The sequence below is a fragment of the Spirosoma arcticum genome (assembly GCF_054779955.1).
Map to the genome: position 1 here is coordinate 730,140 of NZ_BAAGXG010000001.1, position 17,040 is coordinate 747,179.

A 17,040-nucleotide genomic window follows, 5' to 3' on the forward strand; every position below is an offset into this window, starting at 1 on the left:
CGTAGAACTCCTCGTCGGAGAAGGTGTTCCAGGCCATTACAGACGGTTCTTCGATTGCTTCCATCGAGTTGCTTTTTAGTTAAATATAACAAAAACGGCCCGGTCTCTTTCGAAACCGGGCCGTATACTACTTGTGGGTAACTTGTAAGCTGACCTGATCTTACATCATGCCACCCATACCGCCACCACCGCCGTGCATACCACCGCCACCGGCTGATGCTTCTTCCGGCTCGTCGGCAATGACGCACTCGGTAGTCAGCAACATACCCGCAATTGAGGCTGCGTTTTCCAGCGCCAGACGCGTTACTTTTTTCGGGTCAATGACACCGGCTGCAAACAGGTCTTCGTAGGTGTCGTTTTTGGCGTTGTAGCCATAACCGCCCGTACCTTCTTTTACCTTGTTCACCACCACTGAACCTTCGCCACCGGCGTTGGCAACAATCGTCCGCAGGGGCGACTCCAGCGCCTGCCGGATGATGTTAATACCCGTTTTCTCGTCTTCGTTGAGGGCGTTGATGCCGTCCAGCGACGAAATGGCGCGGATCAGGGCAATGCCACCACCGGTTACGATGCCTTCTTCCACAGCCGCACGGGTTGCGTGCAGGGCGTCGTCAACGCGGTCTTTCTTTTCTTTCATTTCTACTTCGGTAGCTGCACCGATGTAGAGAATGGCAACGCCACCCGACAACTTAGCCAGACGCTCCTGCAATTTCTCGCGGTCGTAGTCTGATGTCGTGTTTTCAATTTGCGCTTTGATCTGGTTCACGCGGCCTGTGATGTCCTCTTTCTCGCCGACGCCGTTCACAACCGTCGTGTTGTCTTTGTCGATCAGAATTTTCTCGGCCTGGCCTAAGTAATCAACCGTGGCGTTTTCGAGTTTGAACCCGCGCTCTTCCGAAATAACCTGGCCACCCGTCAGGGTTGCAATGTCTTCCAGCATCGCTTTCCGGCGATCGCCAAAGCCCGGCGCTTTCACGGCGGCTACTTTCAGGGCACCCCGGATCTTGTTCACCACCAGCGTAGCCAAGGCTTCGCCATCAACGTCTTCGGCGATGATCAGCAGCGGACGGCCCGTTTGAGCCACTTGCTCCAGCACCGGCAGCAGTTCTTTCATCGACGACACTTTCTTCTCCGAAATCAGGATGAACGGGCGCTCCAGTTCAACTTCCATCTTCTCGGTGTTCGTCACGAAATACGGCGACAGGTAACCCCGGTCGAACTGCATCCCTTCCACGGTTTTCACTTCCGTTTCGGTTCCGCGGGCTTCTTCCACTGTGATGACGCCTTCTTTGCCTACTTTCTGCATGGCTTCGGCGATCATAGTACCAATTTCCTCGTCGTAGTTGGCCGAAATGGTAGCAATCTGCGTGATTTTGCTGAAGTCGTCGCCAACGGTCTGCGCCTGCTCGGCCAGATTAGCCGTCACGGCTAATACGGCTTTGTCGATGCCCCGCTTCAGGTCCATCGGGTTAGCACCAGCGGCTACGTTTTTTGCACCAATCGAGTAGATCGCCTGCGCTAATACTGTTGCCGTCGTGGTGCCGTCACCTGCCGAATCGGCCGTTTTCGACGCCACTTCTTTCACCAACTGAGCGCCCATGTTTTCCATGGCGTCTTTCAGTTCAATTTCTTTAGCTACCGTCACACCATCTTTGGTGATCACCGGCGAGCCGAATTTCTTGTCCAGAATAACGTTCCGGCCTTTAGGTCCGAGCGTTACTTTAACGGCGTCGGCAAGGGTGTCAACGCCTTTCTTGATGCGCTCCCGCGCTTCGGTATCGAAAAATATTTTCTTAGCCATTGTAGCTTGGTTTTTAAAGTTGTTGGGTGATTCGTTTTTAAGTGGTTCGGTAATTGCAACGCAAAGACAAAAGCACTCGAAAACACAAAAGCTTTACAGGATTGCGAAAATGTCTGATTCGCGCATGATAAGATACTCTTTACCTTCGACGGTAATCTCGGTGCCGGCGTACTTGCCATACAATACCGTATCGCCGACCTGAACCGTCATTGGTTCATCTTTTTTGCCACTGCCAACGGCAATAACCGTCCCGCGTTGCGGCTTTTCTTTGGCCGTATCGGGGATGATGATGCCAAATGAGGTTTTTTCTTCAGCCGGAGCGGCTTCGACCAACACGCGGTCGGCAATCGGTTTCACGTTCACTTTAACGCTTTCCGTTTCTGCTACCATGATAATGAGATGATTAAGGTTAACATTTACTTGTGTAATGCATTACACGACAACGAACCGCCCGCCAATTACTGTGCCAACGCGCCGGACTGTCAAAATTTCCGGCTTTTACCTGACATACTGCCGTTCGACAAGTTTCCACCACTCCGTTCGGGTAATTATGCGTCCCTGCATAACATAATTTGGCAGATTGCCCGGCGTTCATTAAGTTGATCCTGTTAAACGCAGTTAAAGTGGCTTGCCTGAGTTATGAAAAAATTGCAGTCTGATTGGTTTACGCAAAACTGGCTCGACGCTGAGTATCAAAAATATGTCTTGATGGCATACTTACAGGCCGTTCAGCAGAACTTTACGGCTGATAAACTTTGCCCTGACTTGCCCGATCTGCGCAGTCATTATGCCGACGGTGTTCGTTTTTCGAGGGGCAAAGGTACGTTAAATGCTGCTTTCCCCAAGCGCGTGAGCAGGATTGCCGGGCCGCCACCCCGGATTGAGTACCAGCCGGAGGTAACCGACCCGGCGTTTATGACCGAAATGGATGCCATCATGGATTTTGCCCTGCCCCGTTTTCAGAAAATGCTCACGGAGGGTCAACAACGCTGGGCCGACATTGCCGGATCGCTGACACTCGCGCCGGTAGGGCTGATGCCGCTGCGCCCCGAAGAAGGCTATTTGCTGTTGTACGTAACCAATCAGTCCGAAGCGCAGGTGTATCAGTTTTCACTTACGCTTTATTCCGATCAGGAGCCGGGCGGTCGGATGGTGCAGCTTCGCTACGTGGAAGCAGTGCGCACGAGTTTGGTCAACACGTTCGAGAACATCAAACTCGACCTTATTCGTCGGCACCGCCAGTTGCCAAACCCGGCTACGTATCGGTTAGAAACAACGCGAACGTACCCCGTTCAGGAAACGCTGCTGCCCATTGCCCGGCAGTTGCTGGCGCAGGCCGTGGCGTAGGGGATGGGGGACATAACAGCATTCATTCACCGACGCTTCGCTGTCATGTCCCTACGGAACGATGGAATAGGAATGGGCACGTTTTCCTACCGACGCTTCGCTGTCACGTCCTTACGGGACTAACATCAACCTGAGTATAAAAAAGGCTCTGATACGATGTCAGAGCCTTTTTTTATCCTAATATAGTTGCTTACCGCTGGGGTGTTAACGCCGATGTCGAAACGCCGGATGTAGCAGCACTTGGAGCGGCCTGACTCGGTGCGGCCCCGTTTGTTGCGCTGGGCACTGGTGTTCCCGGTGTTCCGGCCGGAGTAGCCGCACCCGGTACTGGAGCCGGAGCAGCCGCACCGGGCAGCGTTTGGGTCTGCGCCCGGTCAACGTTAGCGCTGTTAATACCGGTGGCCTGATTGCGGTCGATTAGAATGTAGGATGTCAGTGAGAGTACCATAATGCCGATGCCCAGACCCCAGGTGATCTGTTCCAGCAGATCGGTCGTTTTCTTGACGCCCATGAGTTGATTGGAACCTAATCCACCAAATTCGCCCGTCAGCCCTCCGCCTTTGGAGTTTTGAATGAGCACAACCAGAATCAAGAGGACGGTGAGAATGCAAATAAGGACAATTACTGTCGTTACCATAGGGAAGTTTCTAAATGTTCGATTAATGCGTTTTTAGGAGGGAGAGAAACCTGAATCATTCAGGTGTTGAACGCTGACCGCCTGTTAATTCACTGATTTTTGCCGCAAAGTACGCCTTTTTATCGGGATTTTTTGCCATCAATTTCTCATAAATCTCACGGGCCTTGTCAACCTTACCCTGTTTAGCCAGGATCTTGGCGAAGCTTTCCGTCGCGAAACCACCCCCAGTCGGTTTGTTGCGCTTTGTGAGGTCCTCCTGTTGAAGCGGTTCGCCGGGTTTGGCCTGCACCGGCGGAATGCGTGGCTCCTTTTTGATGAAGCTGTCGATCAGGTCCAGTTGGCGCTGTCGTTCCAAGTCGGCTGGGGACAGCACTGGTGGCATAGTTTCGGCAATTTGCGCCAGATCGTTTCGCAGGTTGGTTTCGGACAGGGTAGGGTCTTCGGGCGTCGGAACGGTTTCGGCCGATTTTAACCTAACCGGTGCCTGACCGGGCAGACCCAGCAGCGATAGCCTCGGAAAACTGCTGCCAACCCCTGCTTTCAACTTAAAGAGCGCGTAGCTCTCCTGTTGGTAATCGTCGGGAATAGGCACGTGCTTAGCCGAAAGTTCGTTGAGTTTGATCAGCAGGTTTTCTGACCATTGAAATTCGTTGTCGATCAGCTTGCGCAGGGCGTTACGGCTCAGGGCGTGAGCCGCTGCCTGCCGCACAAACGGCACCGTCTGGCTTTTGAGGTGTACCGAAGCCGCTTTAGCCGTCAATGTATGCAGGGCCTGGCAGTACGGATACGTTTGCAGACTTTCCTGCAACTGCACGAAGTCAGTAGCACTTAGGTCGTCAGGATGGGTGACCCAGTAGGAAAACGTTTCTTTGTCGAGAGCCTGCATATCAGTGAACAGTTATCAGCCAACAGTCCCGGCGGGGAACCGCAGCAGTTGGTTTGCAAACCCAAAAGTAAAAAATAAGCCGGATTACTGTTCGCTGTTGGCTGATAACTGCTCACTGAAATCACCAGTCGGCGGCTGTTTTGTTAAATAAATCCAGCACAATCTGATCCAGGATTTTCGGGACTAACCGGCTTTCGTTCTGGCTGAGTGTTTGATTCTGCGGAAAATCCTGGTAGAACGAAAACGACTGTTCAAAGTTCTTGGTCTCGTCTTTATTATTGTAAAAGCGGGCCAGCACCGTGATTTGCAGCCGGTTAACCCCCGCCTGATCGGACGCCGTGGGCGCAACGGCCAACAGGTCGTAGCCGGTAATGTTGCCCTCGATCACCATGTCGCCGTTGTTTGGAACGACCTTCAGGCTCGTATAACGCTGGTAATATTCCTTTAGCTTCTCGTTGAACGTCAGCGGCAGGTTAGCCGGGCCACCGGCCGTTGCCAGTGTAAAGTTATTGACCGTTACGGTTTTAATATCCGGCGACAGGGTTGTGCCGGTGAAGGAGTACACTCCACAGCTAACAGTGAGCAGTGAGCAGCCAACAGCTATGAGTAAACTCATCCAGTTTCGAGTTGACAACCAGCTTACTGTTGGCTGCTCATTGTTAGCTGTTAACCGAAATCTATTCTTCATCAATTTCATACTGTTTGATCTTTCGGTATAACGTCCGCTCGGAGATGCCGAGTGCCTGAGCGGCATATTTGCGTTTATTGTTGTTGCGCCGGAGCGCCTTCAGAATCATTTCTTTCTCCTGCCGTTCGAGTGACAATGAATCGTCGTCTTCGGTTTCGTGGGTCACATCTTCCACGGTCACCTCGTTCACGTCGCCATCTACATCGTCATAAATTTGAACCGGTGGGTGACTACCGTACGTTTCAGTAGCCGGTGATACGGCTGTTCGGGCTTCCGGGTGGGGAACGCCGTTAGCAGGCGGCAGAAAACGCGTTACGCTGCCATCGCCCGGCTGACGAACCTCCCCGTCGGGTGGCATGGAGTCGAACAGGTCTTTGTGATTATTGAGAATCTGCCGACCGTCCTGCTCATTGCCCAGCACATCGCGAACGAGTTTTTTGAGGTCGTTCATGTCCCGGCGCATGTCGAACAGCACTTTATAGAGCAGTTCACGTTCCGAGAAATTCTCGGCACCGGGGCCGTGTGCCTGCGGAAAAAGCGCCAGCGACCGATTGGGCTGCTGCGATTGCGGCAGGTATTTGGCCAGCGTATCGGCTTCGAGAGGCTTATTCTGCTCCGATTCGAGAATGGATATTTGCTCGGCGATGTTCTTCAACTGCCGGATGTTGCCCGGAAATGGAAAACTAATCAGCAGTTCTTTAGCGCCCTCGGTGAGTTGGAGCGGCTTAATGCGGTATCGTTCGGCGAAATCGGTCGTGAACTTGCGAAACAGCAGTTCAATGTCGGTGCCGCGTTCGCGCAGGGGCGGCACAAAAATCGGTACCGTGTTGAGCCGGTAATACAGGTCTTCCCGAAATTTGCCCTTATCAACGGCGTCCATCAGGTTGACGTTGGTAGCGGCCACAACGCGCACATCGGTTTTCTGCGTTTTGGAGGAGCCAACGCGGATAAACTCGCCGTTTTCCAGTACCCGCAGTAACCGGGCCTGGGTGCCGAGCGGCATTTCGCCGATCTCGTCTAAGAATATCGTACCGCCGTTGGTCGTCTCGAAATAGCCCTTGCGGGAATCGACGGCCCCCGTAAACGAGCCTTTCTCATGGCCGAACAGTTCGGAGTCGATGGTGCCTTCGGGAATGGCCCCGCAGTTAATGGCAATAAACTGTCCGTGTTTGCGGGCGCTCAGGCTGTGAATAATCTTGGAAAATGATTCCTTACCACTGCCGCTTTCACCCGTGATGAGTACGGTGAGGTCGGTAGCGGCCACTTGCATGGCTACGTTGATGGCGTAGTTGAGGGCGGGCGCGTTCCCGATTATGCCGAAGCGCTGCTTAACGCTGAGTATTTCCTGGTTGTTCATAATTTCAGTGAGCAGTGAGCAGCCAACAACGAACAGGTCAACTATTCACTGTAGGTTACTCACTGTTATCTGTTGCAGTTCCCCGCTGGGACTGTTATTGGTTCACTGACTACCTCTCCCCGTAGCGTGGCCGATGAGCAGTTAGTGACTAACACGTTGACGTACTGCCCTTTTTGCAGGTTCCCTTTCGGAAACACGACCATTTTGTTCTGGTCATTTCGGCCGCTGAGGAAGTCGGCGGAGCGTTTGGAGGGACCTTCGATTAACACCCGTTGCACCTGCCCGACGTGGCGTTGATTACGCTCAGCGGAGTAGGCTAATTGCCGGTCGATGATTTCGGCCAGCCGCCGTTTTTTGGTGGCTTCCGGAATGTCGTCGGCATATTTTTTAGCTGCCAGCGTACCGGGGCGTTCCGAGTAGGCAAACATGTAGGCGTAATCGTAACGCACGAAATCCATCAGCGACAGCGAATCCTGGTGTTCGTCCTCGGTTTCGGAGCAGAACCCCGAAATCAGGTCGGTCGATATACCGCAGTTATCGCCTAAGATTCGGCGGATGCTGTTGATTTTCTCGATGTACCACGGCCGGTCATACGTCCGGTTCATCAATTTCAGCACCCGACTATTGCCGCTTTGAGCAGGCAGGTGAATATACTTGCAGATGTTGTCGTACCGGGCCATTGTGTGAAGCACGTCGTCCGTAATGTCCTTAGGGTGCGAGGTTGAGAACCGCACCCTAAGGTTGGGATGGATTTGAGCAACCTGTTCGAGGAGATGGGCGAAGGTGATCGCTTCCGACCCGTCGGACCGCCAGTTATAACTATCCACATTTTGCCCGAGCAGCGTGACTTCTCGGTAGCCCCGGTCGAAGAGGTCCTGCGCTTCGCGGATGATGCTGTGCGGGTCGCGGCTGCGCTCCCGGCCGCGCGTGAACGGCACGACGCAGAAACTGCACATGTTGTCGCAGCCCCGCATGATGGACACCAGCGCCGTAACGCCGTTGGAATGCAGGCGGATGGGCGAAATGTCGGCGTAGGTTTCCTCCCGCGACAGAAACACGTTCACCGCTTTCTGCCCGGATTCGGCTTCTTCCACCAATTTTGGAATGTCGCGATAGGCGTCAGGACCCGCCACAATGTCAACCACTTTCTCCTCCTCCAGCAATTGCGTTTTCAGGCGTTCGGCCATGCAACCAAGCATCCCAACCAGCAGACCGGGTTTCAGGCGTTTGAGACCGGCAAGGTGCTTAAGCCGGTGACGGACTTTCTGCTCGGCATTGTCGCGAATGGCGCAGGTGTTAAGAAAAATAAGGTCGGCATCTTCGGCAGTGGCCGTGGTAGCAAAGCCTGCATTGCGCATCACAGCCGCGACGATCTCGCTGTCGGCGAAGTTCATCTGGCAACCGTAACTTTCAATATAAAGTCGCTTCTTGCCCACGGCTACCTCATCTTCCGAAGTGCGCGGCAATTCAATCTGTTCCTTATCAGCGGGTTGGAGTATCGTTAATTCGGCGAAGCGTTCCATAAATAATGACGGTAAACAACGGGTGATGAACAGGTTATAACGAATGTCTCCGTCATAACCTGTTCATCATTCCGCTTTTTATAAGATGCAAATTTACGAAGAAAGGGCAAGAATGCTGTCATTTTGGCAGGAATGCGGTCGTTAAATTCTCTTAAACCGCGTTGCTAATTCCAGCGTATTTTTGTCAGAATGGGTAACCAATGCCAAAGTTGACAACCATTGGATTAGGTCCGCGCGATAGTCGACGCAGTGAAAACTGGGGTAGAATGAATCGGTCATCAACTATCTGGCCGTCCTGTTCACGTACATACCGATGGGCGGGGTCCCAAACTTTAATACCACCGTCAAGCCGAATCAGGATGAACGAGAAATCGAGCCGTAGCCCAACGCCCGTTCCAACGGCGATTTGAGACACAAACGAATCGAACCGGAACGTACTTTTTGTACTACTTGCGCTGTAAGGTAGTCGCCATACGTTGCCTGCATCAACAAAAATGGCTCCATTCACGTCAGTCAGCAGGTGAAACAGTCGGCCACGCAATTCAATTGAACCTTCCAGCAGAAAGTCGCCGGGCTTCTCAAACGTATACAGGAATTGTTCCGCCCGGGTCGGGTCGGTATTAAATGCTGGCCCACTGGGATTTGTTGATGACGGTTGGGGATAATCGGCGCCGGGGCCTAACCGACGTGGTAGCCAAGCCCGAATGCTGTTGCTGCCACCCGCAAAGAAAAGCTTTTCATAAGGAGCCGTTCGGTTCTGTCCGTAGCTGTATACTAACCCAGTATTGACTCGAAAAGCAAGCGTAGCATATGTCCGAATTGGGACGTAATGCCGATAGTCGATGTTGAATCGAAGGTATTTGTAATACTGTAGCCCGGTTGGATCGGCTGAACGAAAGAATTGGCGCAATTGCGACTCTGAGAACAAATTCAGCGTTGTTCCGCCCGACTCAACTACTGTTCGGAAAAAATTGGCCCGGCGATTTTGTCCGATCAGGTTGGTATTGTATGTATAAGCGAAACTAACACCTGAAGCAAACGACCGCCTGAAACTAAGTCCAATTGTGTTGCCTAAATTAGTCAGCGAATCTAATTGCCGTTTGAAAAGAGCGCCAAGTTCCGTGTCGAAATTGGCGTTAATCAGGTTAACATCAGCAATGAGGAAACTAAATTGTTTCGCAGGAGTAGTTTGCCAATTGTAGGCCATTGTTGCCCGCAGTAATGATCGGCGGAAATCGGGTCGGAATGTATTATTAAAGCTTACACTAATTTGGGTACGGGGATTGTAGCGGTTGAAGTTGAAACGAAAACGTCCCGGAAAGAGAATTTGGGGAAAAGTAATCGAACTGATGATACCCAGTTCCTGAGATGTGTAAACGTACTTGTTCGTATTGGCACTGTTGGCAAAACCAGTTTGGGCTTCCAAGCCGTAGCGCCCTGAAATCTCAAACGTTTCCAGACCCCCAAACATGTTTCTCATTCGAAAAATGAGACTGCCAAAACCGCCGGGGAAAGGTTTGCCTTCGTAGAGCAAACCTGTAAGACCCCCTTCCGCCGTAGCTTCGTATTTGTCTAAGGGCGTAGCCGTAATGAGTGTTCGGAGTTGCCGGTTGGTCGTATCGATAAAGTTTAGGTTAACGAACTTGAATTGATTGAGCAGGAATAACTGGCGTTGCGTGTCGCGGTAATTCGTTTGGCTGTACAGCGCACCCGGTCGCAGGGTGATCTTGCCGTCCAGCAGCCGCGAGGATATACTACGGCCACCCAGCAGGTACATCACGCCATTGCGACGCACGGTGTCCACCCCGGTTGCTACTGCTGTTGGCTGCGGTTCATCGGCGGTAACGCGCACTTCTACGTCACCGATTCGATAAAGTGGGTGCGCGGCCCGGCCGGGTGGGTTTCTGATGGCCAGGTATAAATCGACCGGTCGGCGGAGGGAGTCGGTTGTTAACTGACGCTCGCTGCTTCGGCGGCTTGTGTCCACATCCGGGTTGGGTATGTACTGCCGCGAGAACGCATAATAACCCTTGTCGCGCAAAGCAGTTTCGATCCGCACTTTTTCGGCGGCTATTTTTTGGGAATCATACCGGTCACCGGCAGTCAGCGTCGACTGGGACAGTGACTGCCGCACGAGCGAGTCGATGCGCGGATCGTTGATTTCGTAGGCGATGGTTCGCAGGTAAAACCCCGCATTTTCGGTGATGATGTAGCTAACCCGAATCTGGTTATTTCTCAGTGTATCGAGCGTGTAGGCCGTTTGTGCGTTAAAAAAACCCTTATCCGACAGGTAACGCTGCATTTTAGCTGCGTTGGTGCGGGCGTCCTGTTCGGAAAAATAAGCCGGGGGTTCGCCCAGGTTACGCATCGTCCCATTGCCCTCCTCTATCTCCAGGCGCAGCCGTTTGGCCCGGCGGGCGAAGCGTCGGTTCAGTTGTTTGAGGGCTTTGGGCTGATTGGCGAGTTGCTGACTTTGCTGCTCGAATTCATTAGTTTTAGCCGCCAATTCACGAACGGCCGCATCCCGGTCAAACCGGCGTGCTCCCACCTGATACCACCAGAGCTTAGGTGTGATGGGCAGGCCCAAAAATCGGCTGTTGGGTTTTTGCGGAATCAGGCTTTCAAGTTCTGCGGTCGTAATGGTCCGGTTTCCCCGAATAACCTGCGCCGTTAGGATCGGATCAACGGGTTGCAGGCGTTGCGAGGTTAGACAACCGGATGAGGAAAGTAATAGCGCAATGGCGACACATTTGACCCATGTATGATGGATGATGTATAGTATATAACCGGTAAGATTATCATACATCATACATCGTATATCATATAGTATCTTCATGCTTTCCAAAAATCAGGTCAAATACATTCAGTCGCTGCACCAGAAAAAATACCGGCAGCAGCACGGCGCGTTTTTAGTCGAAGGAGCCAAGAGCGTTCAGGAGGTGCTCCAATCCGACTTCCAGACGGAGTTGGTCGTGGCGACCGACGCGTTCTACAAAGAAAACAGTCGGCTGACAGATCCCCAACGAACACCGGTCGAAATCGCGTCAGTGGCCGACCTCGAACGCATCGGTACGCTCGACAGCAATAACGCGGCCCTCGCTGTGGTCAGAACGAAAGAAAACTGCCCTTTAGTGGCCGGTCCGGGCGAAATAGCCCTGATCCTGGACGATATCCGCGATCCGGGCAACCTCGGCACCATCCTCCGCATCGCCGACTGGTACGGTATCCGCACAATTCTTTGCTCCGAAACCACAGCCGACGTGTATAACCCGAAAGTCATTTCGGCCAGCAAAGGCTCGTTCACGCGGGTGCAGTGGTGGTATGGTGACGTAGGTGAGTTTTTGAGTCGGTCGGTCAGTCAGTTGGCAAGTCGGGTTCCGGTATACGGTGCGTTTTTAGATGGGGCCGACGTACACACGCTGTCGTTTGAGCCGTCGGGCTATTTAGTGATGGGTAACGAGTCGAACGGCATCAGCCCGGTGGTGGAACAATATGTTACGCAACGGGTCACGATACCGCGCTATGGAAATGCCGAGTCGTTGAATGTGGGTATTGCTACGGCTGTGCTGCTGGACAACTGGCGGAGGGCATTTCCCTTCACATAAATGAACTCATGGCTGACTCATTAGCCAGTTCTTCGGCGTGTTCTTTGCCCAGATACCGGTCAATGAAATAGTGGGCTGCATACAGCACCGGAGTTAGCAGTACGGCTGTCGTCGCTTTGTACAGGTAATTGATAATACCAACGGCCAATACCTGCGCCAGCGACCAGTTACCGAAAACGTAGAAGGCGATGCCCAGCACCACGAACGAATCGACTAACTGCGAAATGAGCGTCGACCCCGTAGCCCGCAGCCAGATCTTGCGACTACCGGTGATTTTGCGCAGGTACTGAAACACCGACGCATCCAGAATCTGCCCAATCAGAAACGCCGTTAGTGAGCCGATGATAATGCCGAGTCCCTGCCGGAAAATCATGCCGAACGCATTGTTGATGTTGATGGCGTTACCGGCCGCGTCTTTGGCGTTGACATCGAGCCAGAACTGCGCGGGAGGCAACGTGGTAACGGCGTAGATAATCAGAAAACTATACGCCACAAATCCGGCCGTCAGAAACGAAATGCGCCGGACACCCGCCTTGCCGTAATACTCGTTGATGATGTCGGAGGTGATAAACACGAACGGCCAGATCACCGCCCCCGCCGTCAGGTTAAAATCCAACACAAAGTCGCTGAAGAGGTGAATCTGGGCGGGTTGGGTGCCGAGCAGCGTTTCGACCGAAAAGATTTTCACCCCGATAATCTCGGCAATCAGCGCGTTGGTCAGGAATACAGCACTCAGGAAGACGTAGAGGCTGGTGCGTTTGTTGGTAAAGGCGTGGGCGGGCATGATAAAAAGTGCTTGGTTATTGAGTTTTTAGGTGTGCATGTGTTTGAACCGGGGAAGGTACTTAAACACCCACACACCTAAAAACTCAAACGCTCATTTCCGTTTATACACCCCCGCCACAGCGGTTTTTTCGTAGCGGACGGCTAAGGCGGGGGCACGCTGAAACAGCTTCTCAACAACGTTTTCGTGGTCAACGATGTAGTCGGGTGGGTCCTGTCGGAAATGGTCGAACACGTTGATAACGGCCTCGTAATTGTCTAAGTTATCGAGATCATACTTAGCCAGATCCCAGTTCAGGTAGGGTGTGGCGGGGTAATTGTGTCGGTAGGCACTCAAATCCTCACCGATAATCAGGATGTGCCGGTTTCGGATGTCGGTGGGCAGGGGTGATGTCTTTACCTGTAGGCTGCTCAGGCGTCCCAGCTCCGCCCGGGGAATCAGCCCGACCGCACCCTGGTAAAATAGCAGCAACATCAGTCCAAACGCCACCGAAAAGCCGGCTTCGGCCAGCCACTCTTTTTTGGTATTCTCGAAGTAATAGACGCTGAAATAAGCCATCGGCGGCACAAAGCTGAGAAACGCCATCGGGGCCAGAAACGGCATCAGCGCAATGGTCAGCACGGCCGTTCCGAACCAAAGCATCATAATCTGCTGGATGCGCTGTTGGAAATTGACGTATCGGCTCGTGGTGTTGAACAAACTCAAAAATCCTAAAACGCCCAGCCCCAGCGGAATCAGCAGGGCCGCAATCAGCGACTGAAAGTCGGATAGCGAATATTGCCGCACCCGAAATACCGACGCCAGCAGGTTTCGGTTGAAATCGTCGAGGCTGTCGTTGAGGTAATAAAACAGGACCGTAACGGCAACGGGAAACAGAAACCCGAACAATGACAGCGAATGCTGCCGGAATGTAGCGCCCGTGTAGAGCAGCAGCGACAGGGCCGCCCACAGGATGAACAGCGCCGACGGCAGGTAGAACAAAGCCGCGATGCCGATGTAAAAGCCTACTTCAAATACTTCGTCGGTGGCACCCCGGCGTTCCATCTGTTTGATGAGCGTTCCGAACGCCAGCAGCAAAAAACTCGTTGACATCAGCACCGGCGACAGCGTCAGGCAGTCGAACGAAAGGTGCAGGAACAGCATATAAATTAAACCCGGCCAGAACGTGCGGTCCGAGTACACGTCGCGGTTGTTGGTCAGGTAATTGAAATAGACAATCTGAAAAATTGATACAAGGGTAGCCGCCCCGTGCAGGGCCAGCAACGACCGGCCAAACACAAGATTCAGTCCCCAGTAGATCAGACCCGACAGTGGGCTGACGCTGTCCCAGACATCGCGGTACAGCAAATTTCCCCGGCTCATCTGCTCCCCAACCAGCAGCCAGTTTAGTTCAGGAATCAGCAGCGGCATTGGGTGCAGGAGCAGCGGTAGCCGGATGAGCAGCAACAGGGCCAGCAGACTGATGTACTGATACGGAAAGTAAGAGCGAAAAAAACTAAGCAAAACTCAGTGAACAGTTAGCAACCAACAGCCAGCAGTTTATTTAACCGAGACCACTGCTGGCTGTTGGTTGCTAACTGTTCACTGTTTGCCAAAATTACGGTCAATTTCGGCAGAACGGAAAAAGGTACGGATATTTGCACATAGGGCCGTGACCGCCGGGAGCCGGTTACCCCTAACAACGCGTTAACCGGCGGGGACTTTACCGGTGACACTCAGCCACAGACAGCTATTATGGAATCGAAACGACAGCAGAAAGTAGCCCGGCAGCTACAGAAAGACCTGAGTGAAATTTTTCAGCGCGAGGTGCCGCACTTGTTTGGTGGTGCGTTCATCACCGTCACCAGCGTACGCATTTCGCCCGATTTGAGCGTAGCCCGCGTATACCTGAGTTTTCTGGCGACCAAGAACAAGGATATGTTGCTGGAAAGCATCCAGGAAAAAAGCAAAGTGATCCGCCAGCACCTCGGTGACCGCGTCCGGCACCAACTCCGGATTGTGCCGGATGTGAGCTTCTATTTGGACGATACGGTCGAATATGCCGACAAGATGGATAAGCTTTTCCACGGTCTGGACATTCCGCCCGCCCCGGCCGAGGACGAAGAGGATAATTAGTGAATGGGTGAATGAGCGAATAGCCAACAAAGTAGCTGTCGACCATTCGCTAATTCAATCATTCAGTCATTCACTCATTAAGACATGAACCTCCCCACCTGGATTGCCCGTCGGTATTTTTTTTCGAAGAAGAAGCGCAGTTTCATCAGTTGGCTGTCGATCCTGTCCATGCTCGGCGTGGGCGTGGGCACGATGGCGCTGGTTGTTGTGCTGTCGGTGTTCAACGGGATGGAAGAGTTGAACCGGCAGATTTTCAAGACGTTCGAGTCCGACATGACTATTTCCCCGAAGCAGGGAAAACGGTTTATGGCCTCGCCTGAGTTGCTGTCGCGCCTGCGCCAGACGCCCGGCGTGTCGTTGCTGACGGCCATCGCGCAGGACAATGCGCTGGCCAAATACGACGACCGGCAAACAGTGGTGCGGCTCAAAGGCGTGGATGATAACTACCTACAGCGCCAGCAACTCGACTCCGCCCTGCTCGAAGGCAAGCTGCTGTTGCGCCGGGATGGCGTCAACTACGCGATGGTGGCCGATGGCATCCGCAGTGACCTGACCATCTCGCTGATCGACATTCTGACCCCGCTGCAAGTTCTCTACCCCCAAAGCGGGAAGTCGTTTAGTGTGCTCAATCCCGATGCGTTCAGCAGTGAGTCGCTGACGGTAGCGGGTGTCTTTTTCATTGAGTCGCGCTACGACAATTTTGTGCTGGCACCGCTGGCCACGGCGCGGGAACTGTTTGGTTACGAAGCCAACGAGGTAACGAGTTTAGAGCTACAGCTCCGGCCCGGCACCGACGAAGACGCGGCCAAAAGGGCCTTGCAAACCGCAGCGGGCGATCAACTGCTGGTGCAAAGCCGCGACGACCTGAACACCGACCTGTACCGGGCCATTCGGGTTGAGAAACTCTTCGTGGCGCTGACGCTGGGGTTCATTATCCTGATTGCGTCCATCAATATTTTCTTCTCGCTGTCGATGCTGGTGATCGAAAAGAAGGAAGACATCAAGATCCTGTTTGCGATGGGTGCCACAACGGGCCTGGTGCGCCGGATTTTCCTGACCGAAGGCGCCATTATCGCTCTGACGGGGGCCGTTGCGGGTTTGGTACTGGGCATCGTAATTTGCGTGGCGCAGGAGCGGTATGGCTTTATCCGAATGGGCACGGTCAGCTCCATCATCGACGCTTACCCAGTTCGTTTGTCCAGCCGGGATATTGTACTGACGGGCGTTCTGGTCATTCTGATTACCATCCTGACATCGTGGCTTCCGGCGCAGCGAGCGGCTAAAAGCGGGCAAGTATAGCAAACCAAATGGTTCAGTCTACGGCACGGAACGGCATTTTCGTACCAGCGTTCCGTGCCGTAGACTGAACTCGGAACGATCAGGCATTCCCCCCGTTTACGTCCAGCAAACTACCCGTAATGTAGCTGCCATCCGTGGAGGCCAGCAGCACGTAGGCCGGAGCCAGTTCTTCGGGCTGACCGGGGCGTTGCAGAATCGTTTTAGCGGCTGCCTGCTCAACGCCTTCGGGTTCCATACCGGCTCCCGGCAGGAACGGCGTGTAAATGGGCCCCGGCAGCACGGCATTCACCCGGATTTTGCGTTCGCCAAGCTGAGCCGCCAGCGACAGGGTAAAGGCGTGATTGGCCCCTTTGGTGGACGCGTAGTCGACCAGGATGGGTGCCCCCATCTTGCCCACAATACTGCCCGTGTTGATGATGGAGTCGCCTTCGTGCAGGTGCGGCAGGGCGGCCTGAACCATGAAAAAGTATCCGTAAATGTTGGTCTCGAACGTCCGGCGCAACTGCTCCTCGGTGATGTCCTCAATCTTCTGCTGAATGTGCTGATAAGCCGCGTTGTTGACTAGGATATTCAATTTCCCGAACTCGGCAACCGTCTGTTCAACGGCTTCGCGGCACTTTTCCGGTTGCCGTACATCCGACGGAATCGTCAGGCAACGGGTGCCAAACTGCTCCGCCAGCCGTTTGGTTTCCTGCGCGTCCTCTTCTTCCTCCGCCAAATATACAATGGCGACGTTAGCGCCTTCTTTGGCAAAGGCGACGGCTACCGCCCGGCCAATGCCCGAATCGCCACCGGTGACGATGGCTACTTTGTCGGTTAGCTTACCAGCCGCCTTGTAATTTGACAGATCGCTGTCGGGTTCGGGCGTCATTTTGGCTTGAATCGCCGGAAACTCCTGTACGTCCGTTTTGAGTTGGTCGGCTGTTGGCCGAAATTCTTGTCCTTCCATTCGTTCGTTATGATTAACGTTGATACCACGTAGTAAATAGCGAAATGGA

At 53.4% G+C, this 17,040-nt stretch carries 15 protein-coding genes; 4 read left to right on the forward strand and 11 right to left on the reverse strand.

Annotated elements, in window-relative coordinates:
• Positions 1 to 160: 160 nt before the first annotated feature.
• Together groL and ACYVHB_RS03260 are read right to left on the reverse strand one after the other, a co-directional pair.
• A complete protein-coding gene (gene groL / locus ACYVHB_RS03255) occupies positions 161 to 1,801 on the reverse strand; it encodes a chaperonin GroEL (RefSeq protein ID WP_461049556.1) in 1,641 nt (546 codons plus the stop codon).
• A gap of 93 nt (positions 1,802 to 1,894) precedes the next feature.
• Positions 1,895 to 2,191: a co-chaperone GroES gene (locus tag ACYVHB_RS03260; protein ID WP_080240116.1), complete on the reverse strand. Its 297-nt coding sequence runs from the start codon at positions 2,189 to 2,191 to the stop codon at positions 1,895 to 1,897.
• A gap of 249 nt (positions 2,192 to 2,440) precedes the next feature.
• Between ACYVHB_RS03260 and ACYVHB_RS03265 the strand changes: the two genes are divergently transcribed.
• A complete protein-coding gene (locus ACYVHB_RS03265; protein ID WP_461049558.1) occupies positions 2,441 to 3,148 on the forward strand; it encodes a hypothetical protein in 708 nt (235 codons plus the stop codon).
• 190 nt (positions 3,149 to 3,338) lie between these two features.
• Here ACYVHB_RS03265 and secG read toward each other — a convergent pair whose 3' ends face one another.
• The 6 genes from secG to tamL all read right to left on the reverse strand — a co-directional run bounded on the left by secG (position 3,339) and on the right by tamL (position 11,048).
• Positions 3,339 to 3,785, reverse strand: coding sequence for a preprotein translocase subunit SecG (gene secG / locus ACYVHB_RS03270; protein ID WP_461049560.1), 447 nt, complete (start codon positions 3,783 to 3,785; stop codon positions 3,339 to 3,341).
• A gap of 55 nt (positions 3,786 to 3,840) precedes the next feature.
• Positions 3,841 to 4,671, reverse strand: a complete 831-nt coding sequence (locus tag ACYVHB_RS03275; RefSeq protein ID WP_461049562.1) for a hypothetical protein — start codon at positions 4,669 to 4,671, stop codon at positions 3,841 to 3,843.
• A 121-nt stretch (positions 4,672 to 4,792) separates the two neighbouring features.
• Positions 4,793 to 5,287 (reverse strand): LPS assembly lipoprotein LptE, encoded by a 495-nt coding sequence (lptE, locus tag ACYVHB_RS03280; RefSeq protein WP_461049564.1) that lies wholly within the window; start codon positions 5,285 to 5,287, stop codon positions 4,793 to 4,795.
• A 61-nt stretch (positions 5,288 to 5,348) separates the two neighbouring features.
• Positions 5,349 to 6,716, reverse strand: a complete 1,368-nt coding sequence (locus ACYVHB_RS03285; protein WP_461049566.1) for a sigma-54 interaction domain-containing protein — start codon at positions 6,714 to 6,716, stop codon at positions 5,349 to 5,351.
• A gap of 65 nt (positions 6,717 to 6,781) precedes the next feature.
• A complete protein-coding gene (gene miaB / locus ACYVHB_RS03290; protein WP_461049568.1) occupies positions 6,782 to 8,239 on the reverse strand; it encodes a tRNA (N6-isopentenyl adenosine(37)-C2)-methylthiotransferase MiaB in 1,458 nt (485 codons plus the stop codon).
• A 184-nt stretch (positions 8,240 to 8,423) separates the two neighbouring features.
• A complete protein-coding gene (gene tamL, locus ACYVHB_RS03295) occupies positions 8,424 to 11,048 on the reverse strand; it encodes a translocation and assembly module lipoprotein TamL (protein ID WP_461049569.1) in 2,625 nt (874 codons plus the stop codon).
• Positions 11,049 to 11,073: 25 nt separating this feature from the next.
• Between tamL and ACYVHB_RS03300 the strand changes: the two genes are divergently transcribed.
• Positions 11,074 to 11,844, forward strand: coding sequence for a TrmH family RNA methyltransferase (locus ACYVHB_RS03300; protein ID WP_461049571.1), 771 nt, complete (start codon positions 11,074 to 11,076; stop codon positions 11,842 to 11,844).
• Here ACYVHB_RS03300 and ACYVHB_RS03305 read toward each other — a convergent pair.
• Positions 11,837 to 12,628: a queuosine precursor transporter gene (locus tag ACYVHB_RS03305; protein ID WP_461049573.1), complete on the reverse strand. Its 792-nt coding sequence runs from the start codon at positions 12,626 to 12,628 to the stop codon at positions 11,837 to 11,839. The two genes, ACYVHB_RS03300 and ACYVHB_RS03305, sit on opposite strands and share 8 nt — an antisense overlap.
• Before the next feature lie 93 nt (positions 12,629 to 12,721).
• Positions 12,722 to 14,131 carry a hypothetical protein gene (locus ACYVHB_RS03310; RefSeq protein WP_461049575.1) on the reverse strand — a complete coding sequence of 470 codons (1,410 nt, stop codon included), beginning with the start codon at positions 14,129 to 14,131 and terminating at the stop codon, positions 12,722 to 12,724.
• 231 nt (positions 14,132 to 14,362) lie between these two features.
• On the opposite strand from ACYVHB_RS03310, the gene rbfA reads away from it, so the two are divergent.
• On the forward strand, positions 14,363 to 14,743 hold the full coding sequence (rbfA, locus tag ACYVHB_RS03315) for a 30S ribosome-binding factor RbfA (protein ID WP_461049577.1): 381 nt from the start codon (positions 14,363 to 14,365) through the stop codon (positions 14,741 to 14,743).
• 84 nt (positions 14,744 to 14,827) lie between these two features.
• On the forward strand, positions 14,828 to 16,042 hold the full coding sequence (locus tag ACYVHB_RS03320) for an ABC transporter permease (protein WP_461049578.1): 1,215 nt from the start codon (positions 14,828 to 14,830) through the stop codon (positions 16,040 to 16,042).
• Positions 16,043 to 16,121: 79 nt separating this feature from the next.
• Here the strand turns inward: ACYVHB_RS03320 and ACYVHB_RS03325 are convergent, their stop codons facing one another.
• The gene (locus ACYVHB_RS03325) at positions 16,122 to 16,991 is read right to left on the reverse strand and encodes an SDR family oxidoreductase (RefSeq protein ID WP_461049580.1); all 870 of its coding nucleotides are present in this window, start codon (positions 16,989 to 16,991) and stop codon (positions 16,122 to 16,124) included.
• Positions 16,992 to 17,040: the final 49 nt, after the last annotated feature.